The sequence below is a fragment of the Klebsiella sp. RC2 genome (genome assembly GCF_014192815.1).
GTDB classification, from domain to species: Bacteria; Pseudomonadota; Gammaproteobacteria; order Enterobacterales; family Enterobacteriaceae; genus Klebsiella; species Klebsiella variicola.
The window spans coordinates 961,205-982,374 of record NZ_JACHYL010000001.1 but is presented as its reverse complement, the minus strand read 5'-3'; the positions used below and the strand labels follow the sequence as shown (position 1 = coordinate 982,374).

Genomic DNA, 21,170 nt, shown 5'->3' with positions numbered 1-21,170 from the left:
CCCGGTCACATAGTTATCTATGCTCCCGGGGATTAATGAGAGGCTCCTGCCTCTCACTGGAGGCCAGCCTACGGCTGGTCAAATTCGTTCCCGACGAATTTGCCACTTGCTTGCCGCCTTGCGACAATCGAAAAGCCTTAGAGGATTGAGCAGTCAGTTACAGATTTTTTATCATTGCTTTGTGCAAACGTGGCAATGATGCGCCAGAATTTGTAGAATACAGCGCCCCTGGACGAGCAGTCGCTCTCCGGGGCGTTTCTTTTTCAACCCACCTGGGGCCATAACGTGTAATAACGAGGCCGGAAAACATTATGTCTGAACAAATTGTCACGCCTGATACCGCCGCTCTGACGGTGCCGAACAAAGATGCCAAAATCAACCTGCTGGATTTAAACCGTCAGCAGATGCGCGAGTTTTTTAAAAACATGGGCGAGAAGCCTTTCCGCGCCGATCAGGTGATGAAATGGATGTATCACTACTGCTGCGACGACTTTGATGAAATGACCGACATCAACAAAGTCCTGCGCGGCAAACTGAAAGAAGTCGCTGAGATCCGTGCCCCGGAAGTGGTGGAAGAGCAACGCTCAACCGACGGCACCATCAAATGGGCGATCGCCGTTGGCGATCAGCGCGTTGAGACCGTCTATATCCCGGAAGAAGACCGCGCTACCCTGTGCGTCTCTTCACAGGTAGGCTGTGCGCTGGAATGTAAATTCTGCTCCACCGCTCAGCAGGGCTTTAACCGCAACCTGCGGGTGTCCGAAATTATTGGCCAGGTCTGGCGCGCGGCGAAAATCGTCGGCGCGGTGAAGACCACCGGCGTGCGTCCGATCACCAACGTGGTAATGATGGGCATGGGCGAGCCGCTGCTGAACCTCAACAACGTCGTCCCGGCGATGGAAATCATGCTGGATGACTTCGGTTTTGGTCTCTCCAAACGTCGCGTCACCCTGTCGACGTCTGGCGTGGTGCCGGCGCTGGATAAGCTCGGCGATATGATCGACGTTGCGCTGGCGATTTCCCTGCACGCGCCGAACGACACCATTCGTGACGAAATCGTCCCGATCAACAAAAAATACAACATCGAGACCTTCCTCAACTCGGTGCGTGGTTATATTTCGAAGTCCAACGCCAACCAGGGCCGGGTGACCATCGAGTACGTCATGCTGGATCACGTCAACGACGGTACCGAGCACGCCCACGAGCTGGCGGCGCTGCTGAAGGACACCCCGTGCAAGATCAACCTGATCCCATGGAACCCCTTCCCGGGGGCGCCTTACGGCCGTAGCTCCAACAGCCGCATCGACCGTTTCTCCAAGGTCCTGATGGAATATGGATTTACGACCATCGTGCGTAAAACCCGCGGTGACGATATTGATGCCGCCTGCGGCCAGCTGGCGGGCGATGTTATTGACCGTACCAAGCGCACGCTGCGTAAGCGGATGCAGGGTGAAGCGATTGACGTAAAAGCGGTCTGACAAATGATGACCCGTGCAGCACAGGCGGCGCGGGTCATATTTATGACCAATAACCAGGCGAAATACGCTGATTCAGTTAATAATTACGGTGCGTTTTTGTCGACTTTGAGGCAGTATGTAGCGGCACAACAACCGCTTAGCATTCAATTTTGATTCGTCTCTGTGATCGCGCGCCTGACAGTCCTATACTGTGAGGCTGACGTACCACAGATGTCTCGCGGCGCCGGCGTTTTCCCGCGCTGAACTTTAAATTTCACGTACCAGTAGTTGTAGCGAATGAATACTGAAGCCACTCAAGATCATCAAGAAGCAAACACCACGGGCGCGCGTTTGCGTCACGCCCGCGAACAACTCGGACTTAGCCAGCAAGCGGTGGCCGAACGCTTATGCCTGAAGGTGTCCACGGTTCGTGATATTGAAGACGATAAGGCACCTGCCGACCTCGCCTCCACCTTCCTGCGCGGTTACATCCGCTCCTACGCTCGCCTCGTACATATCCCTGAAGAAGAACTGCTGCCGATGATGGCCAAGCAAGCACCTATCCGTGCGGCAAAGGTCGCGCCAATGCAGAGCTTCTCTTTAGGCAAGCGTCGCAAAAAGCGCGATGGCTGGCTGATGAGCTTTACCTGGCTGGTGCTGTTTGTGGTTATCGGCCTGAGCGGTGCCTGGTGGTGGCAAGACCATAAGGCGCAGCAGGAAGAGATCTCGACCATGGCCGATCAGTCTTCCGCTGAGCTGAACGGCGGTGACGCCAACAGCCAGAACGTGCCGCTGGATACCAGCGCGCCGGTAGACTCAGGCACCGATAGCGCCGCGAACAGCGCGCCAACCGATACCGCCAGCGCACCGACCACCAGCGCCCCGGCTCAGACGCCAGCGGACAATAACGCGGTCGTGGCACCTTCTCAGGCTAATGTCGATACCGCCGGAACGGCCCCGACGACCCCGGCAACGCCGGCCTCGCCGTTACCGACCGATCAGGCGAACGTCACGACCCCAGCGGCGTCGGCACAGGATCTGGTGATGAACTTTTCCGCCGACTGCTGGCTGGAAGTGAGCGATGCCACCGGTAAAAAACTGTTCAGCGGCCTGCAGCGTAAAGGCGGCAATCTGAACCTGAGCGGTCAGGCGCCGTATAAACTGAAAATTGGCGCCCCGGCAGCGGTACAGATCCAGTTCCTCGGCAAGCCAGTCGATTTGAGTCGTTTTATCAGAACTAACCAGGTTGCGCGTCTGACCCTCAATGCCGAACAATCACCGGCGCAGTAACAGACGGGTAACGCGGGAGATTTTTCATGCATAACCAGGCTCCGATTCAACGTAGAAAATCTAAACGTATTTACGTTGGTAATGTGCCAATTGGCGATGGGGCCCCCATCGCCGTCCAGTCAATGACCAATACGCGCACCACCGATGTGGCCGCGACGGTAAGCCAAATCAAAGCGTTAGAGCGCGTCGGCGCGGACATCGTCCGCGTCTCTGTTCCGACGATGGATGCCGCCGAAGCGTTCAAACTGATCAAACAGCAGGTCAACGTCCCGCTGGTCGCCGATATCCATTTTGACTACCGTATCGCGCTGAAAGTCGCCGAATACGGTGTTGACTGCCTGCGTATCAACCCGGGCAACATCGGCAACGAAGAGCGCATTCGCACGGTTGTGGACTGCGCACGCGATAAAAACATTCCTATCCGCATCGGCGTCAACGCCGGCTCGCTGGAAAAAGATCTGCAGGAAAAATATGGCGAGCCGACGCCGCAGGCGCTGCTCGAATCTGCTATGCGCCACGTCGATCATCTCGATCGCCTCAACTTCGATCAGTTTAAAGTCAGCGTTAAAGCCTCCGACGTCTTCCTGGCGGTAGAGTCTTATCGCCTGCTGGCGAAACAGATCGATCAGCCGCTGCATCTCGGGATCACCGAAGCGGGTGGGGCACGCAGCGGCGCGGTGAAGTCCGCGATCGGCCTGGGCCTGCTGTTATCCGAGGGGATCGGCGATACGCTGCGCGTCTCGCTGGCGGCGGATCCGGTGGAAGAGATCAAGGTCGGCTTCGATATCCTCAAGTCCCTGCGCATTCGTGCTCGCGGCATTAACTTCATTGCCTGCCCAACCTGCTCGCGTCAGGAGTTTGACGTTATCGGTACGGTCAACGCCCTGGAGCAGCGTCTGGAAGATATCATCACCCCGATGGATGTTTCGATCATCGGCTGCGTGGTGAATGGTCCGGGCGAAGCGCTGGTCTCCACCCTCGGCGTGACCGGCGGCAACAAGAAAAGCGGCCTTTATGAAGACGGCGTGCGTAAAGATCGACTGGACAACGACGACATGATCGACCAGCTGGAAGCGCGTATTCGTGCCAAAGCCTCGATGCTCGATGAAGCCCGTCGTATTGACGTTCAACAGCTTGAAGCAAAATAACGTGTTGGGAAGCGATACGCTTCCCGTGTATGATTGAACCTGCGGGCGCAAGGCGCCGGGGTTCATTTTTGTATATATAAAGAGAATAAACGTGGCAAAGAACATTCAAGCCATCCGTGGCATGAACGATTATCTGCCGGGCGAAACCGCTCTCTGGCAGCGCATTGAAGGCTCACTGAAGCAGGTGCTCGGTAGCTACGGTTACAGCGAAATCCGTTTGCCGATTGTAGAGCAGACCCCGTTATTCAAACGCGCGATCGGCGAAGTGACCGACGTGGTTGAAAAAGAGATGTACACCTTTGAGGACCGCAACGGCGACAGCCTGACGCTGCGTCCGGAAGGGACGGCGGGCTGCGTACGTGCCGGCATCGAACATGGTCTGCTGTACAATCAAGAACAGCGTCTGTGGTACGTCGGGCCAATGTTCCGCCACGAGCGTCCGCAGAAAGGTCGCTACCGCCAGTTCCATCAGATTGGCGCCGAAGTGTTTGGCCTGCAGGGCCCGGACATCGATGCCGAGCTGATTATGCTGACCGCGCGCTGGTGGCGTGAGCTGGGCATCTCCGATCACGTCAGCCTTGAGCTGAACTCCATCGGTTCGCTGGAAGCGCGTGCCAACTACCGCGACGCGCTGGTCGCTTACCTGGAGCAGTTTACCGATAAACTGGATGAAGACAGCAAACGCCGGATGTACACCAACCCGCTGCGGGTGCTGGACTCCAAGAACCCGGACGTGCAGGCGCTGCTGAACGACGCGCCGGCGCTCGGCGACTACCTCGACGAAGAGTCGAAAACCCACTTTGCCGGCCTGTGCGCGCTGCTCGACGATGCCGGGATCCGCTACACCGTCAACCAGCGTCTGGTACGCGGCCTCGACTACTATAACCGTACCGTGTTCGAGTGGGTAACCACGAGCCTCGGTTCCCAGGGCACTGTCTGCGCCGGCGGCCGCTACGACGGTCTGGTTGAGCAGCTTGGCGGTCGTGCCACCCCGGGCGTGGGTTTTGCTATGGGGCTGGAACGTCTTGTTTTACTGGTCCAGGCAGTGAATCCGGAATTTAAAGCCGATCCTGTTGTCGATATATACCTGGTAGCCTCCGGGGCCGATACTCAGTCTGCTGCAATGCGTCTGGCTGAGCAGGTTCGCGATGCGCTGCCCGGCGTGAAGCTGATGACCAACCACGGCGGCGGCAACTTTAAGAAGCAGTTTGCCCGCGCCGATAAGTGGGGCGCCCGTATCGCCCTGGTGGTCGGTGAGTCAGAGATCGCTGACGGAAACGTGGTAGTGAAGGATTTACGCTCAGGTGAGCAAACTACCGTAACGCAGGAGAGCGTTGCCGCGCATTTGCGCACACTTCTGGGTTAATCTCCCGGGAATTATTAGTCAGGAGAAGGACTGCGTGGAAACTTTTAACAACGAGAACGATCAGGTCGATGCGCTGAAGCGCTTCTTTGCCGAAAACGGCAAAGCGCTGGCGGTCGGGGTGATTTTAGGGATTGGCGCGCTGGTTGGCTGGCGCTACTGGACCTCCCATCAGCAGGATACGGCCAGAGACGCGTCTCTGGCTTACGAACAGGCGACTTCCGCGCTGAAATCGAATACGCCAGAAGTACTGTCAGGGGCGGAGAAATTCGCGGCTGACAATAAAAATACCTACGGCGCCTTCGCCTCTCTCGAGCTGGCACAGCATTTTGTTGAACAGAACGATCTGCCTAACGCTGAAAAGCAGCTGCAGCAGGGGCTGGCGGCCGCGTCTGATGATAACCTGAAATCGGTTATCAGCATGCGTCTTGCCCGCGTTCAGCTGCAGATGAAACAGGCTGATGCGGCGCTGAAAACCCTCGACAGCATCAAAGGTGAGGGCTGGACCGCCATTGTGGCCGATTTGCGCGGCGAAATTCTGTTGAGCAAAGGCGATAAGCAAGGGGCCCGTGCGGCGTGGGAAGCTGGCGTGAAAAGCGATGCTTCTCCTGCGCTCAGCGAAATGATGCGTATGAAAATGAATAATTTGTCCATCTGAGAGGGACTCGATGCAATTGCGTAAATTACTTTTGCCAGGGCTGCTTTCCGTTACCTTGCTGAGCGGGTGTTCGCTGTTTAATAGCGAAGAAGATGTGGTGAAAATGTCACCGCTGCCGACGGTAGAAAACCAGTTTACGCCGTCCACGTCCTGGAGCACCTCGGTTGGCGATGGTATCGGCGAATTTTACTCTAACCTTCATCCGGCCTTCGCCGACGGCGTAGTGTATGCTGCTGACCGTAAAGGCACCGTCAAAGCGCTGAACGCGGACGACGGCAAAGAGGTGTGGTCTGTGAACCTGGCGGAGAAAGATGGCTGGTTCTCGCGCGTGCCAGCGCTGCTTTCCGGCGGTGTGACCGTCTCTGGCGGCCATGTTTATATTGGCAGTGAGAAAGCGCAGCTGTATGCGCTGAATACCAGCGATGGTACCGTTGCCTGGCAAACCCGCGTTGCTGGCGAGGCGCTGTCGCGTCCGGTGGTGAGCGATGGCATGGTGCTGGTGCATACCAGTAACGGCCAGCTGCAGGCGTTGAATGAGACCGATGGTGCCGTGAAGTGGACCGTTAACCTCGATATGCCGGCACTCTCCCTGCGCGGCGAGTCTGCGCCTGCGACCGCTTATGGCGCGGCGATCGTCGGCGGCGACAACGGCCGCGTCAGTGCAGTATTGATGCAGCAGGGGCAGATGATTTGGCAGCAGCGTATTTCTACGGCCACCGGCCCGACGGAAATTGACCGCCTGAACGATGTCGACACGACGCCGATCATCGTTAACGGTGTGGTTTATGCGCTGGCTTATAACGGTAACCTGACCGCGCTGGACCTGCGTAGCGGACAGATTATGTGGAAACGCGAGCTGGGTTCGGTGAATGATTTCATCGTCGATGGTAACCGTATCTACCTGGTTGACCAGAACGATCGCCTGCTGGCACTGACCACCGATGGTGGTGTGACCCTGTGGACGCAAAGCGATCTGCTGCACCGTTTGCTGACCGCGCCGGTGTTGTATAATGGCAATCTGGTCGTCGGTGATAGCGAAGGCTACATGCACTGGGTGAATCCGGAAGATGGCCATTTTGTGGCACAGCAGAAAGTCGATAGTTCCGGCTTCCTGACCGATCCGGTGGTTGCAGATGGTCGACTGCTGATCCAGGCGAAAGACGGTACGCTGTACGCGATTACGCGTTAATTACCGCTGTCGTGAATGATTAAGAAACGGCCCCTGGCAGACAGGGGCCGTTTTGACTTTTTTAAAAACGTCGTTAAGACGATGTTGCTTAGTGATTGTATGAGGCATTTAACATGATACCTGTGGTCGCGCTTGTCGGGCGCCCTAACGTTGGAAAATCCACGCTCTTTAACCGCCTGACGCGCACTCGTGATGCGCTGGTTGCGGATTTCCCGGGGCTGACTCGTGACCGTAAGTACGGTCGGGCCGAAGTCGAAGGCCGCGAATTCATCTGTATCGATACCGGTGGTATTGATGGTACGGAAGAGGGCGTGGAAACCCGGATGGCGGAGCAGTCGCTGTTGGCTATCGAAGAGGCCGATGTGGTGCTGTTTATGGTCGATGCGCGCGCAGGCCTGATGCCGGCGGACATCGCCATCGCTAAACATCTGCGCTCTCGTGAAAAGCCCACCTTCCTGGTGGCCAATAAAACCGACGGCATCGATGTCGACCAGGCGATGGCGGACTTCTGGTCCTTAGGCCTGGGTGATATCTATCCTATCGCTGCTTCGCACGGCCGCGGCGTGACCAGCCTGCTGGAGCAGGCCCTGCTGCCATGGGTGGATGAGATCAGCCCGCAGGAAGAGGTGGATGAAGACGCCGAATACTGGGCAAAATTCGAAGCCGAGCAGAATGGTGAAGCGGAAGAAGAGCCGGAGGACGACTTCAATCCGCAGGATCTGCCGATCAAGCTGGCGATTGTTGGACGCCCTAACGTCGGTAAATCAACCCTCACCAACCGCATCCTCGGTGAAGATCGCGTGGTGGTTTACGATATGCCGGGCACCACCCGCGACAGTATTTACATCCCGATGCAGCGTGACGAGCGTGAATATGTGCTCATCGATACCGCCGGGGTACGTAAGCGCGGGAAAATCACCGACGTCGTGGAAAAGTTCTCGGTGATCAAAACGCTGCAGGCGATTGAAGACGCCAACGTCGTGCTGCTGGTGATCGATGCTCGCGAAGGGATCTCCGATCAGGACCTCTCGCTGCTGGGCTTTATCCTCAACAGCGGTCGTTCGCTGGTGATCGTTGTCAACAAGTGGGATGGCCTGAGTCAGGAAGTGAAGGAGCAGGTGAAGGAGACCCTCGACTATCGTCTGGGCTTTATCGACTTTGCCCGGGTGCACTTCATCTCCGCCCTGCACGGCAGCGGCGTCGGCAACCTGTTTGAATCGGTACGCGAAGCCTATGACAGCGCCACCCGCCGCGTAAGCACCGCGATGCTGACCCGGATCATGAACATGGCGGCGGAAGATCATCAGCCACCGCTGGTGCGTGGCCGTCGCGTGAAGCTGAAATATGCCCACGCCGGGGGCTACAACCCGCCTATCGTGGTGATCCACGGTAACCAGGTGAAGGATCTGCCGGATTCCTACAAGCGCTACCTGATGAACTACTTCCGTAAATCCCTGGACGTGATGGGTACGCCAATCCGGATCCAGTTCAAGGAAGGGGAAAACCCGTTCGCCAACAAGCGCAACACCCTGACGCCGAACCAGATGCGTAAACGTAAGCGCTTGATCAAGCACATCAAGAAAAGCAAATAATCATCAAACCCGCTTCGGCGGGTTTTTTGTGGCCGCCATGCCGGTAAATGTCAAAACCTTCCGCCATAATCCCGCGATACTTCGCGGGGAACAGAGCGGCTCAAAGGTGGACTTACTATGCAGATTGGTTTTATCGGCCTCGGCGCGGTGGTGGAAACCGCCTATTTACCGGCGCTGCGTCGCCTGGGAAACATCATCGACCGCTGCCAGGGCTATGACCTGGACTGCAGCAGAGCGCTGCCGGGGATCCAGCGCTGTAGTTCGCTGTCGGCACTGCTGGCCGAACCTCTGGATACGCTCTTCATTACCACCTCATCACTTCAGCATCTGCCCGTGCTGGAGAGAGCGTTAGCCAGCGGCATTTCCCGCATCGTGGTGGAAAAGCCGATCGTGGCCAACCTTGAGCAGGCCGCCCGGCTGCGGGCGCTGCTGGCGCCGCCTGAGCAGGCCGCGCGGGTGCTGGCTCTTGACCACTGGATGGCGCGAGGCGTTGCGCTGAACGCTCCTGGCCCACGGTGGCGGGCGGAAGGGGAGGCCAGCCGCCAGCCGCCGCCGCACCTGTCAACGCAGGATATCGTCTGGCTCGAAGGCTATTTACAGGAGCCAAGCGGCTTTAACGCTGCCGGAGAGCCGGTCGCGCTCAATTTTGCCACCGGGGAGCTGGATACCCGGCAGCTGCGTCACCCTGATGGGGTGATCCTTGATATCGGCACCCATGTCCTGGCGATGCTCCGCGAAACCCTGCACGCCAGCGGAAGCGATACGGCGCTGAGCCTTTCCCTTCGGGTGGCGAAAGACCGCCTCGGCCATGGCATCGCCCCTGGGGATACGGTCACCGCAGAGGGGGAGGCGCATCTGCAGGGAACCCTGGGCACTATCCCGCTCAATATCTGGCTAAACAAATACGCGGGCCCCGCAGGCGGGCAAAAGGGAATGCGGATAGGGCTGCGGGACGGGCGAATCCTCATCCTCGACCGCTCCCCTGAGGGCGAAATGGTGACGCTGCACGACGGCGAGCGGATCCAGCGCTGGACCCGCCCCGGGACGATCTATTCGCACTGCCTCGATGAGCAGATCCTCGGCGCGGATAATCTGTTTATCCGGGCGCCCGACAGCGTGGCCGGGTTGACGCGACGTCGGCTTGAGGAAGTGGAATGGCTGCTCCGGCTACAGCAGCAATTACGCGGCCCTCATTAAACCCGGAACATGATAAAATAGGTGCAGATAAACGTTGAAAGGAATGGTTATGGAACTTGATTGCCCTCTGTGCCACGCGCCGTTAGATGTCAAAGGCAGCAGCGCGCATTGCGCCCAGTGCGAAAGGGTATTTGCCCTCGAGGCCCGCTGCCCGGAATGCCACCAGCCGCTGGAGGTGCTCAAGGCGTGCGGCGCGGTGGATTACTTTTGCCAGCATGGGCATGGCCTGATCTCGAAAAAACGGGTGGAATTTATTCCGCTGGTTTAGCGGGTGAAGGCTTTCTGGCCCGCGTTTTTTTCACCGGCGCGATCTGCTTCACTTCGCTTTCGACCCAGCCGTCTTTCAGTCGGGTGGTGAGCAGATCGCCGGTTTTGACCTGTTTCGTCTGTTTCAGCACCGTACCGTCGCTCACCGAGGTGACGCTGTAGCCGCGCGCCAGAGTGGCTAAGGGACTCACCGCCTCCAGATGGGTCACCGCGTTGCCAAACCGTTCACGCCGCTCGCTGAGGCGGCCACGCATATTTTCCGCCAGCCGGTATTCCAGCTGCTGGATCCGCGATTGCGCCCGGTGGATCCGTGGCTGCGGGTTGTAGTGATCCAGACGTTGAACGGTGCGCTTTTGCCGCTGTTCGGCGCGCTTAAGCTGCGATTCCACGGCGATGCGCATCCGCTGGCTCAGGCGTTCCAGGGCGGTCTGCTGGCGGGCCAAGCGCAGCTGCGGATGCTGTTGCTGCAGGCGATGGAACAGCTGGGTAAAACGGCGCTGGCGACTGGCGAGGAAATAGTCCATCGCCATCTCCAGACGCTGCTGTCCGGACTGCAGCTGGCGCAGCAGCTCCTGCTGATTGCGGCTGACGATCTCCGCGGCGGCTGAGGGAGTCGGTGCTCGCAGGTCGGCAACAAAATCGGCGATCGTGACGTCGGTTTCATGGCCGACGGCGCTAACGATAGGGATCTGGCTGGCGAAAATAGCCCGTGCCACCCGTTCATCGTTAAAACTCCACAGATCCTCCAGCGAACCGCCGCCGCGTCCGACAATCAGTACGTCACACTCCTGGCGCGCGTTGGCCAGCGCGATGGCGCGCACAATCTGCCCGGGGGCGTCGTCACCCTGGACCGCGGTTGGGTAGATGATCACCGGCAGCCCGGGATCGCGGCGCCTGAGAACATGGAGAATATCGTGCAGCGCCGCACCGGTTTTCGAGGTGATGACGCCGACGCAGTGGGCGGGTGAGGGGAGCGCCTGCTTATGTTTTTGCTCGAACAGTCCTTCCGCCGTTAACTGTGCTTTGAGCTGCTCATACTTCTGCTGTAATAACCCTTCGCCGGCGGGTTGCATGCTTTCGACAATAATCTGGTAGTCGCCGCGCGGCTCATACAGGGTGATGTTGGCGCGAACCAGCACCTGCTGCCCGTGCTGTGGGCGAAACGTCACCCGGCGGTTGCTGTTGCGGAACATCGCGCAGCGCACCTGGGCGTTATCGTCTTTTAAGGTGAAGTACCAGTGGCCGGAAGAAGGCTGGCTGAAGTTAGAGATCTCGCCGCTGATCCAAACCTGGCCCATTTCGCGCTCAAGCAGCAGACGCACCGTCTGATTGAGGCGGCTTACGGTAAAAATTGCGGGGGATTGAGAGGGTAACATGTGAGCAAGATCAAACTTTAAATCAGCAGGTTATTCAGTCGATAGTAACGCGCTCAGAGGGGATGGCAAGTATTATTTGCAAAAAAGGGTAGATGCAATCGGTTACGCTCTGTATAATGCCACGGCAATATTTATCCACCCTGGTCGAGATATTGCCCATGCTACGTATCGCTAAAGAAGCCCTGACGTTTGACGACGTCCTCCTCGTTCCCGCTCATTCTACCGTTCTGCCGAATACTGCCGATCTCAGCACTCAGCTGACGAAAACCATTCGTCTGAATATTCCTATGCTCTCCGCAGCCATGGATACCGTAACGGAAGCGCGTCTGGCTATTGCCCTGGCACAGGAAGGCGGCATCGGCTTTATTCACAAAAACATGTCCATCGAGCGCCAGGCGGAAGAAGTTCGTCGCGTGAAGAAACATGAGTCCGGCGTGGTCACCGACCCGCAGACCGTTCTGCCAACCACCACCCTGCGTGAAGTGAAAGAGCTGACCGAGCGTAACGGCTTCGCCGGCTACCCGGTGGTTACCGAAGAGAACGAGCTGGTCGGTATCATCACTGGCCGCGACGTGCGTTTCGTCACCGATTTGAACCAGCCGGTCAGCGTCTATATGACCCCGAAAGAGCGCCTGGTTACCGTACGTGAAGGCGAAAGCCGCGAGGTGGTCTTCGCTAAGATGCATGAAAAACGCGTTGAGAAGGCGCTGGTCGTGGATGAGAGCTTCCACCTGCGCGGCATGATCACCGTTAAAGATTTCCAGAAAGCAGAACGTAAACCGAATGCCTGTAAAGATGAGCAGGGACGTCTGCGCGTAGGCGCGGCGGTCGGCGCTGGTGCCGGCAACGAAGAGCGCGTAGACGCGCTGGTAGCCGCGGGCGTTGACGTTCTGCTGATCGACTCCTCGCACGGTCATTCTGAAGGCGTCCTGCAGCGCATTCGTGAAACCCGCGCGAAATACCCGGACCTGCAGATCATCGGCGGCAACGTGGCCACCGGTGCAGGCGCGCGCGCGCTGGCGGAAGCCGGTTGCAGCGCGGTGAAAGTGGGTATCGGCCCGGGCTCCATCTGTACGACCCGTATCGTCACCGGTGTGGGCGTGCCGCAGATCACCGCCGTTTCCGACGCGGTGGAAGCGCTGGAAGGGACCGGTATTCCGGTTATCGCTGACGGCGGTATCCGTTTCTCCGGCGATATCGCCAAAGCCATCGCTGCCGGCGCGGCCGCGGTGATGGTCGGCTCTATGCTGGCGGGTACCGAAGAATCCCCGGGTGAAATCGAACTCTACCAGGGCCGTTCTTACAAATCTTACCGCGGCATGGGCTCTCTTGGCGCGATGTCTAAAGGCTCCTCTGACCGCTACTTCCAGAGCGATAACGCCGCTGACAAACTGGTGCCGGAAGGTATCGAAGGCCGCGTGGCCTATAAAGGTCGCCTGAAAGAAATCATTCACCAGCAGATGGGCGGTCTGCGTTCCTGTATGGGTCTGACCGGCTGTGGTACCATTGACCTGCTGCGTACCAAAGCTGAATTCGTACGCATCAGCGGTGCGGGCATTCAGGAAAGCCACGTTCACGACGTGACCATCACCAAAGAGTCCCCGAACTACCGTCTGGGCTCCTGATTTCTTCGCCCGACCTAGCGTCGGGCGATTTATTTACTCTGTTTCACTTGCCTCGGAATTAGCGTCAATGACGGAAAACATTCATAAACATCGCATTCTCATCCTCGACTTCGGCTCTCAGTATACTCAGCTGGTGGCGCGTCGCGTGCGTGAGCTGGGCGTCTACTGTGAGCTGTGGGCGTGGGATGTCACAGAAGCACAGATCCGCGAATTCAATCCAAGCGGCATCATTCTTTCCGGCGGCCCGGAAAGTACTACCGAAGAGAACAGCCCGCGCGCGCCGCAGTATGTGTTTGAAGCCGGCGTGCCGGTATTTGGCGTCTGCTACGGCATGCAGACCATGGCGATGCAGCTGGGCGGCCATGTGGAAGGTTCTAACGAGCGTGAGTTTGGCTACGCGCAGGTTGAAGTGGTTAACGACAGCGCGCTGGTGCGCGGTATCGAAGACTCCCTGACCGCGGACGGCAAACCGTTGCTGGACGTGTGGATGAGCCACGGCGACAAAGTTACCGCGATCCCGGCGGACTTCGTCACCGTTGCCAGCACCGATAGCTGCCCGTTCGCCATCATGGCCAATGAAGAAAAACGCTTCTACGGCGTGCAGTTCCACCCGGAAGTCACCCACACCCGTCAGGGTATGCGTATGCTGGAGCGCTTCGTGCGCGACATCTGCCAGTGTGAAGCCCTGTGGACCCCGGCGAAAATCATCGACGACGCCGTCGAGCGTATCCGCCAGCAGGTTGGCGATGACAAAGTGATCCTTGGCCTCTCCGGCGGCGTGGACTCTTCGGTGACCGCGATGTTGCTGCACCGCGCCATCGGCAAAAACCTGACCTGCGTATTCGTGGATAACGGTCTCCTGCGTCTGAATGAAGCGCAGCAGGTGATGGACATGTTTGGCGACCACTTTGGCCTGAACATTGTTCACGTTGAAGGCGAGCAGCGCTTCCTCGACGCGCTGAAAGGCGAGAACGATCCGGAAGCGAAACGTAAAATCATCGGCCGCGTCTTCGTGGAAGTGTTCGACGAAGAAGCGCTGAAGCTGGACGACGTCAAATGGCTGGCGCAGGGTACCATCTACCCTGACGTTATCGAATCTGCCGCTTCCGCTACCGGTAAAGCGCACGTCATCAAATCTCACCACAACGTGGGCGGCCTGCCGAAAGAGATGAAGATGGGGCTGGTTGAGCCGCTGCGTGAGCTGTTCAAAGACGAAGTGCGTAAGATCGGTCTGGAACTGGGCCTGCCGTACGATATGCTCTACCGTCACCCGTTCCCGGGCCCGGGCCTCGGCGTGCGCGTACTGGGCGAAGTGAAGAAAGAGTACTGCGACCTGCTGCGTCGTGCGGACGCTATCTTCATCGAAGAGCTGCACAAAGCTGATTTGTACAACAAAGTGAGCCAGGCGTTTACCGTGTTCCTGCCGGTGCGCTCCGTCGGCGTAATGGGCGATGGCCGTAAATACGACTGGGTCGTTTCCCTGCGTGCGGTGGAAACCATCGACTTTATGACCGCGCACTGGGCGCACCTGCCGTATGATTTCCTCGGCCGCGTCTCTAACCGTATCATCAATGAAGTGAACGGTATCTCCCGCGTGGTGTATGACATCAGCGGTAAGCCGCCAGCAACGATTGAGTGGGAATGATTTCGCGTCTGGCAACAGCCTGCACGTAAAAGCAGTAAAGTACTCTAAGCCCGCGTAACTGCGGGCTTTTTTGTCTTTATGTCTGGCACTTTCTGGCAGCTGTTAGCAACGGGAAGCACGGTTTTTTCAATGGAATTGTTGATGGTACTCTCTGGTTTTGAATTTTGATCTCCTCCCTGAAAACAGTGCCAGGGTCACCTTGCTGGTGTGGATTTCACGGCGCTCACGAGAGTGCTACCAGTTGGCCGCCAAGCCCAGGGAGCGCGGCCTGCAGTATCTGGAAAACCTGACGCTGCTGATCGAAAGTACTTCAGGGAACACCAGCGCATCATGCCCGAAGCCAAGGGCAACCTGATCTACACCTCGTTGACGGTTGGCCAGGTCGCCGACAGCCTGGGGTTCGTCGAGCAGGCTTACTTCTCACGGTTCTTCAAGCGCACCACGGACCTGACCCTAAAGGCGTTTCGCCTTCAGCGCCGGGAAATCTAGCCTTCGCTCAACTTCACCAGGCTGAACATCATCTCCAGCACCGGAGTGGCGACGCCCAGGCGCTTGCCACGTTCGACCACCGCGCCATTGATGAAATCGATCTCGGTTTTGCGACCTGCCTCGACATCCTGCAGCATCGACGGTTTGTGCTGCTGGTGATGGCGAAAGGCATAGTCGACAGCAGCGATAACCCGCCGCTGATCAGCATCAACGCCAGCAGCCTGGGCAACCGCCACGGTTTCGCTGACGATGCGGGAGGTCACCTGCCGTCCTTCTTCAGCGTGGCCGATCGCGCCCACGGTCCGGCGGGTCACCGCGCAAACCGAATTGAGCGCTGCGTTGAACGCCACCTTCTCCCAGATCGACACCTGCACCTGCGGATCGGCCTCGCACGGCAAACCGGCCTGGCTAAAATTCGCCGCGATTTCGTGCACGGTCGGGCTGTCCTTACCATTGCCTGCCCAGATATTGATGTGCCCTTCGCCGTGGCTGTGCACCACGCCAGGCGCGACAAGGTCTGCCGGCAAGTTGGTCATGCCGACGATGATGCGCTCGGCCGGAACCACGCGGGCGATGGGCTCGGCATTGCCCAGCCCGTTCTGCACCGAAAGCGCCCAAGTCTGCGGCCCCACCAGATGGCGCACTGACTCGATGGCGGCGGCGGTATGAAACCCCTTGGTAAAGATCACCAGCAGGTCGAAGTGGCCTGTCACTTGGTGTGCACGAGAGATCGGCACCCTGACGCTTTCCTGTACGTCAGGCGTCTCCAGGCGCAAGCCCTGGCGAGAGATGACCTCGATGGTCGTCTCCGACGCCTCGACGAAAGACACGTCCTGTCCAGCCAAGGCCAGGCGCGCACCAAACAGTCCGCCCATCGCCCCTGCGCCCACTATTGCAATTTTCATCGCTGCTCCTTCGAGTAAATGAATGGCCACTTCAGGAAGCCATTCTCTGTCTCACAAATAAATGCGTACCCGGCAAAACATAAATGCCGTCTATGTCCTGAGGCATTGCACCACCGCTGACCCACGCCATGCCCGCCGATTGTCAGGGTGGTCATGGCGCCGTAACTCTTGTTGTCGATATCGCCATACAACGCTTTGCCGTCTTCACGGTTCTGGGAGTGGCGCAACTCGGTCTGCAGCGAGTAGCCGGTCGACAAGACGGACGGTTGGACAAGTCCAGGTAATGCTGCTGATAAATGTCCTCGATCTGGCCGTAGAAATCAGAAGAATCACGGCGTCAGTGGATTCGCAGGACCAGGCGCAAGCCGGAAGGGACCTGCGCCAGTGTGCTAGAACGGGTATTTGCGTGGTGTCATCTGCACGCTGATCCAGTGATCGGTGGTGAATTCCTCGATTGCCCACTCACCGTTGAAACGCCCCAGCCCCGAGTTCTTCTCACCGCCAAAGGGAGCGTGCGCCTCGTCGTTGACCGGAATGTCGTTCACATGGGTCATGCCAGCCTTGATTCGACGCGCGAAACGCGCGCCGCGCTCCAGGTCGGCGGTGAACACGGCGCTAGATAGCCCGAACTCGCTGTCGTTCGCTAGCGCCAGCGCGTGGGCCTCATCTCGCGCGCGCTGAATGCCGACCAGCGGGCCGAAAATTTCCTCGCGGGTGATCTCCATTTCTGCCGTCACATCGGCGAACACGTGAGGCGGCAGCAGTTGCCCACGCACGTCACCTTCGACGACAGGACGGGCACCCTCCTCCCTGGCCCGCGCCACCTTGCTCAGCAACGTGTCCAGTTGCTTGCGGTTGATGATCGGCCCGACCACGGTATCCGGCTCGCTGGGGTCGCCCACCTTCAACGCCTTGACCCTTTCGGCATAGCGCTCGACGAAGCGGTCATACAGTGCGTCCTCGACGATGATGCGGTTGATCGCCATGCAGATCTGCCCCTGGTGCAGGAACTTGCCCATCACCGCCGCTGCTACCGCCTGCTCCAGGTCGGCATCGGCCAGCACCACGAACGGGCTGTTGCCGCCCAGCTCCAGTGCCACGTGCTTGAGGTGCTTGCCACCGCTGGCGATACGGCCAATGTTGGCGCCCACAGGGGTCGAGCCCGTGAAGGAGATGAATTTGGGTACCGGATGCTCGACGAACGCATCACCAATCTCGGCACCAGAGCCGACCAGCACGCTAATCACGCCTGCCGGAACGCCGGCTTCCTCGAAGATGCGCGCGGCCAGCAGGCCGCCCGTCACGGGGGTATCGCTCGCGGGCTTGATCACCACGGCATTCCCCAGGGCCAATGCCGGTGCCACCGAACGCTGGGTGAGGTGGAGCGGGAAGTTCCATGGGCTGATCACCCCCACCACACCCAGCGGCTCTCGGTAAACGCGATTTTCCTTGCCCGGGACGTTGGACGGCAGAATGCGCCCGTGCACCCGCGCCGGAAAAGAGGCTGACTCAAGGGTGATGCTGCGCGCAGCGCCCCACTCGATTTGCGCCTTGATGCGGGTACTGCCCGACTCGCGGATGATCCAGCCGATGATCTCCTCGCGACGCTCATCGAAGATCTGCACCGCACGGTGCAGGATGGCAGAGCGCTGCCCCGGTCCTATCATCGCCCACTCGACCTGGGCGCGCTGCGCGGCCTGATAGGCTTCGTCCAGGTCATCGCGGGTAGCCTGCTTGATCTGCAGCAGGGTTTCTCCGTTGTACGGATCGCTGACCTGCAGTGATTGCGGCGCACTGCCTTCACGCCATGCGCCGGCAATCGGCAGCAGGTGAAGATCGCGATACGGCGTGTGATTGACTTGACTCACGGAATATCTCCTTTATCAGTATTGGGCACGTTGTTCAGTGATGGGTGTCTGCCGGCTGGGCATTCAAGCCCACGCTGGCAACGTCCCTTCTTTTGATCATGGCAATGGCGAAAATCGCCACCAATCCGGGGACCGCGCAGAGAATGAAATTGAGCTGCAGTGGCAGGTTTATGCTCAGCATCAGGCCGCCCATTGCCGGGCCAGCCACGGCCCCGAAACGGCCAATTGCCGAACACCAACTCACGCCCGTCGCACGGATCTCGCTCGGGTACTGCTGTGCAGCGAAGGCATGGATGACGGCCAGGGTGCCGATGGTGGTGGCACCGGCGATCAGCAACATGGCGTTGAGCAATAGCGGGCCAGGCTTGATACCCAGCGTGCAGAGTGAGATCACCGCCAGCAGGAAGAACAGTATCAACGTGGGCTTGCAGCCCCAGCGATCGGCGAGCCAGCCACCACCCAGGGCACCGAAGGTGGCGCCAATGTTCAAGGTCACAAGGAACATCAGGCTCGAACCCAGCGGGAAGCCACCGGCGACCATGATCTTCGGCAGCCAGGTATTGAGCCCATAGACCATCAGCATGCACATGCCAAACCCCAGCCACAGGAACACCGTACCCACGCCACGTCCTTCGGTGAACAGACGCGACAACGGTGCCGCGCTCGAAGTGCGTACGGGCGCATCGAAACGTACCTGGTCAGCGTTGACGGCGGGATCGATGCGTTTGAGCAGCGCACTGGCCGCGACCTTGTCCTTTTTCAGCAGGAAGTTCAGCGACTCGGGCAGTTGGCGGTACATCCACGGCAGGAACAGCAGCGGGATGCCGCCCACCAGAAACGTTGCCTCCCATCCAAAGCGAGGAATGATAAACATGGCTACCAGAGCCGAAAAAATTGCCCCGATCGAGTAGAAGCTGAGCATGATGGTGGTCATTCGGCTGCGACGTGCTTTCGGTGTCAGGTCATTCATCAACGCGACGATGTTGGGGATCGCCCCGCCCAACCCGACGCCGGTGACGAAACGCAGAGTTGCGAAACTCTCCGCATCCCAGGCCCACGCGGTACCCAGCGTGCAAACACTGGCCAGCGTCATGGCGCTGAGAATAACTTTGCGCCGTCCCAGGCGATCTGCCAGCGGGCCGATGACGACAGCGCCGAACATCATGCCGAACAGCGCGGCACTGCCCATCCAGCCGGCAATGACCGGAGTCAATGCCCAATGCTCCATCAATTGCGGCACGACAGAGCCGTAGATGACCAGGTCATAGCCATCGAACAGCATGATGAAGGAACACCAGAACAGTAGGGTATAGTGGAGTTTTCCAAGCGGAGCGGAGCCCGCGACATCCAAGGCACGTCGTTGAGTCATTGTTGTATCTCTTATTGTTGTTATCGAGATTAGTGAGCGAGGCGCGGGCGGCGACCACGTTCACATGAGGTCAGTGAGGCTGGATGGTCAGGGTCGGCACCTCAATGACGGTGGGTTCATTGGCGTCCAGCGCAGTTCGTAGTGCCGCTTCGAAACTGTCCCGGGTATCGGTGTGTACGGCCTTGACCCCATAGCCTTTGGCAATGGCACAGAAGTCCAGGCCGGGAACGTCAAGACCAGGGGAGTCCTCGGCCTTGAGCACCCCGGCAAACCAGCGCAGGGCACCGTAGGTGCCGTTCTTGAGGATGATGAACACCACGGGGACCCGGTATTGCGCGGCAGTCCAGAGCGCGGTGATGCCGTAGTTGGCAGAGCCATCACCGATCAGTGCGACGACTCGGCGCTGCGGTTGGGCGAGCTGCACGCCAACGGCGGCCGGCAGGCCGAAGCCCAGGCCACCCGCTGCCGGGAAGTAATAGCTGCCTGGATGACGCAGGTTCATGCGCTGCCAGAATGCCGTGGTTGTCGAGGTCGATTCCTTGACATAGATGGCATCGTGCGGGGCGACCGCATCGAGCACATCGAACAGCGTTTCCGGGTGCAGGTGGTGCGGCTCGTCGGTGACACACTCAGGCGCAGCGAGTGCTTCTGGATACGGCCGGGACTGCTGGACGACTTCTTCGGCCAGCACGCGCAGGGTTTCCCTGATGTCGCCGACCAGCGCATGGCCCATGGGTGCTCGTGTAGCCTCTAGCGGATCGGAGGTGATGTGCAGCAGTTGCGCCCCGACCGGCAGGTAATCACCGGGGGCAAACTGGTGATAACGGAACACCGGCGCACCTACCACGATGATCAGGTCATGGCCTTGCAGGGTCTTGCTGATGCCAGCGATAGCCGCTGGCAGCACGCCCCGGAAGCTGGGGTGACGGGTAGGGAACGGGCAGCGCGACGCCGACGGGGCGATCCAGACGGGCATGCGCAGCTTGTCAGCCAGAGCCACTGCGTGGTCGTTGGACAGCGTCGCATCGACATCGGGGCCCAGTACCAGCACCGGATTGCGAGCGTCTTGCACTTGCTGGACCAGCACCTGCAGTTGCCGAGCGTCTGGCGTACCGGCCGTCTGCACGTCGCGCTCGATCAGGTGCTCGACGCCGGGGCCCGAAGGCTGATCCCAGTCATCGTAAGGAATCGACAGGTACACCGGTGCTTTCGGCGTGGTGTTCGCATAGTGGATCGCCTGGCTCAGGGCACGCGGTACGTCCTGGGCGTTGGCCGGCTCGTAGCTCCACTTCACCAGCGGCTTGGGCAGTTGCGTAGCATCGACGTTGGCCAGCATGGCCTCTACCCCGATCATCGGTCGCACTTGCTGACCCGCGGTGATCACCAGGGGGCTGTGCGAGTACCAGGAGTTGGTCAGCGCGCCCATACCGTTACCCGTGCCTGCCGCAGCATGCAGGTTGACGAACGCCGGCTTGCCGCTGGCCAGCGCATAACCGTCGGCCATGCCCACCACCGCACCTTCGTGAAGGCCGAGTACGTACTGAAAGTCTTCCGGGAAGCTCTTCAGGAACGGCAGTTCGTTGGAGCCGGGGTTGCCAAAGATGGTGGTCATGCCGTGGCGGCGCAGTAGCGCATATGCAGCGGAGTGAATTGTTTTCATAAAGTTAATATTCAGTAAATGTAATGTAGTTCAACTGTAGAAAGATGACTAAAATCGATCAAATAAATACTT

Annotated in this window: 17 protein-coding genes and 1 pseudogene; 12 read left to right on the top strand and 6 right to left on the bottom strand. The window is 59.0% G+C overall.

What is annotated here, in order from left to right:
• Positions 1 to 311 precede the first annotated feature (311 nt).
• The 9 genes from FHW76_RS04600 (at position 312) to FHW76_RS04560 (ending at position 10,162) form a co-directional block, all read left to right on the top strand.
• Positions 312 to 1,478 (top strand): bifunctional tRNA (adenosine(37)-C2)-methyltransferase TrmG/ribosomal RNA large subunit methyltransferase RlmN, encoded by a 1,167-nt coding sequence (locus tag FHW76_RS04600; RefSeq protein WP_008803802.1) that lies wholly within the window; start codon positions 312 to 314, stop codon positions 1,476 to 1,478.
• Positions 1,479 to 1,754: 276 nt separating this feature from the next.
• Complete coding sequence (rodZ, locus tag FHW76_RS04595; protein WP_032730938.1) at positions 1,755 to 2,747, top strand: cytoskeleton protein RodZ; 993 nt, start codon at positions 1,755 to 1,757, stop codon at positions 2,745 to 2,747.
• A 26-nt stretch (positions 2,748 to 2,773) separates the two neighbouring features.
• Positions 2,774 to 3,895 (top strand): flavodoxin-dependent (E)-4-hydroxy-3-methylbut-2-enyl-diphosphate synthase, encoded by a 1,122-nt coding sequence (ispG, locus tag FHW76_RS04590; RefSeq protein WP_008803805.1) that lies wholly within the window; start codon positions 2,774 to 2,776, stop codon positions 3,893 to 3,895.
• 91 nt (positions 3,896 to 3,986) lie between these two features.
• The gene (gene hisS / locus FHW76_RS04585) at positions 3,987 to 5,261 is read left to right on the top strand and encodes a histidine--tRNA ligase (RefSeq protein WP_032730937.1); all 1,275 of its coding nucleotides are present in this window, start codon (positions 3,987 to 3,989) and stop codon (positions 5,259 to 5,261) included.
• Between the two features lie 34 nt (positions 5,262 to 5,295).
• Positions 5,296 to 5,916, top strand: coding sequence for a YfgM family protein (locus FHW76_RS04580; RefSeq protein WP_004201892.1), 621 nt, complete (start codon positions 5,296 to 5,298; stop codon positions 5,914 to 5,916).
• A 10-nt stretch (positions 5,917 to 5,926) separates the two neighbouring features.
• Positions 5,927 to 7,105, top strand: coding sequence for an outer membrane protein assembly factor BamB (gene bamB / locus FHW76_RS04575; protein WP_008803807.1), 1,179 nt, complete (start codon positions 5,927 to 5,929; stop codon positions 7,103 to 7,105).
• A gap of 113 nt (positions 7,106 to 7,218) precedes the next feature.
• Positions 7,219 to 8,697 carry a ribosome biogenesis GTPase Der gene (der, locus tag FHW76_RS04570; protein WP_008803808.1) on the top strand — a complete coding sequence of 493 codons (1,479 nt, stop codon included), beginning with the start codon at positions 7,219 to 7,221 and terminating at the stop codon, positions 8,695 to 8,697.
• Between the two features lie 117 nt (positions 8,698 to 8,814).
• The gene (locus FHW76_RS04565; protein ID WP_183476283.1) at positions 8,815 to 9,894 is read left to right on the top strand and encodes a Gfo/Idh/MocA family oxidoreductase; all 1,080 of its coding nucleotides are present in this window, start codon (positions 8,815 to 8,817) and stop codon (positions 9,892 to 9,894) included.
• Between the two features lie 49 nt (positions 9,895 to 9,943).
• On the top strand, positions 9,944 to 10,162 hold the full coding sequence (locus FHW76_RS04560) for a zinc ribbon domain-containing protein (RefSeq protein WP_004201901.1): 219 nt from the start codon (positions 9,944 to 9,946) through the stop codon (positions 10,160 to 10,162).
• Here the strand turns inward: FHW76_RS04560 and xseA are convergent.
• Positions 10,146 to 11,537, bottom strand: a complete 1,392-nt coding sequence (gene xseA / locus FHW76_RS04555) for an exodeoxyribonuclease VII large subunit (RefSeq protein WP_032755115.1) — start codon at positions 11,535 to 11,537, stop codon at positions 10,146 to 10,148. The two genes, FHW76_RS04560 and xseA, sit on opposite strands and share 17 nt — an antisense overlap.
• A 158-nt stretch (positions 11,538 to 11,695) precedes the next feature.
• Here xseA and guaB point away from each other — a divergent pair, with 158 nt between their 5' ends.
• The 3 genes from guaB (at position 11,696) to FHW76_RS04540 (ending at position 15,296) form a co-directional block, all read left to right on the top strand.
• Positions 11,696 to 13,162, top strand: a complete 1,467-nt coding sequence (guaB, locus tag FHW76_RS04550) for an IMP dehydrogenase (RefSeq protein WP_004151980.1) — start codon at positions 11,696 to 11,698, stop codon at positions 13,160 to 13,162.
• Between the two features lie 67 nt (positions 13,163 to 13,229).
• Positions 13,230 to 14,807 carry a glutamine-hydrolyzing GMP synthase gene (guaA, locus tag FHW76_RS04545; protein WP_016161630.1) on the top strand — a complete coding sequence of 526 codons (1,578 nt, stop codon included), beginning with the start codon at positions 13,230 to 13,232 and terminating at the stop codon, positions 14,805 to 14,807.
• Positions 14,808 to 15,137: 330 nt separating this feature from the next.
• Positions 15,138 to 15,296, top strand: a complete 159-nt coding sequence (locus FHW76_RS04540; RefSeq protein ID WP_101825796.1) for a helix-turn-helix domain-containing protein — start codon at positions 15,138 to 15,140, stop codon at positions 15,294 to 15,296.
• Here FHW76_RS04540 and FHW76_RS04535 read toward each other — a convergent pair.
• From FHW76_RS04535 to mdlC, 5 genes and pseudogenes are all read right to left on the bottom strand, one after another.
• The gene (locus tag FHW76_RS04535) at positions 15,293 to 16,201 is read right to left on the bottom strand and encodes a ketopantoate reductase family protein (RefSeq protein ID WP_183476280.1); all 909 of its coding nucleotides are present in this window, start codon (positions 16,199 to 16,201) and stop codon (positions 15,293 to 15,295) included. The genes FHW76_RS04540 and FHW76_RS04535 overlap by 4 nt on opposite strands.
• Positions 16,198 to 16,464, bottom strand: a pseudogene (locus FHW76_RS26630) (OprD family outer membrane porin); the annotation flags it as partial. The pseudogene FHW76_RS26630 and the gene FHW76_RS04535, both read right to left, overlap by 4 nt.
• Positions 16,465 to 16,590: 126 nt before the next feature.
• A complete protein-coding gene (locus FHW76_RS04525) occupies positions 16,591 to 18,069 on the bottom strand; it encodes an aldehyde dehydrogenase family protein (protein WP_008803814.1) in 1,479 nt (492 codons plus the stop codon).
• Between the two features lie 34 nt (positions 18,070 to 18,103).
• A complete protein-coding gene (locus FHW76_RS04520; RefSeq protein WP_183476276.1) occupies positions 18,104 to 19,438 on the bottom strand; it encodes an aromatic acid/H+ symport family MFS transporter in 1,335 nt (444 codons plus the stop codon).
• A gap of 70 nt (positions 19,439 to 19,508) precedes the next feature.
• Positions 19,509 to 21,098 (bottom strand): benzoylformate decarboxylase, encoded by a 1,590-nt coding sequence (gene mdlC, locus FHW76_RS04515; protein WP_046881834.1) that lies wholly within the window; start codon positions 21,096 to 21,098, stop codon positions 19,509 to 19,511.
• Positions 21,099 to 21,170 lie beyond the last annotated feature (72 nt).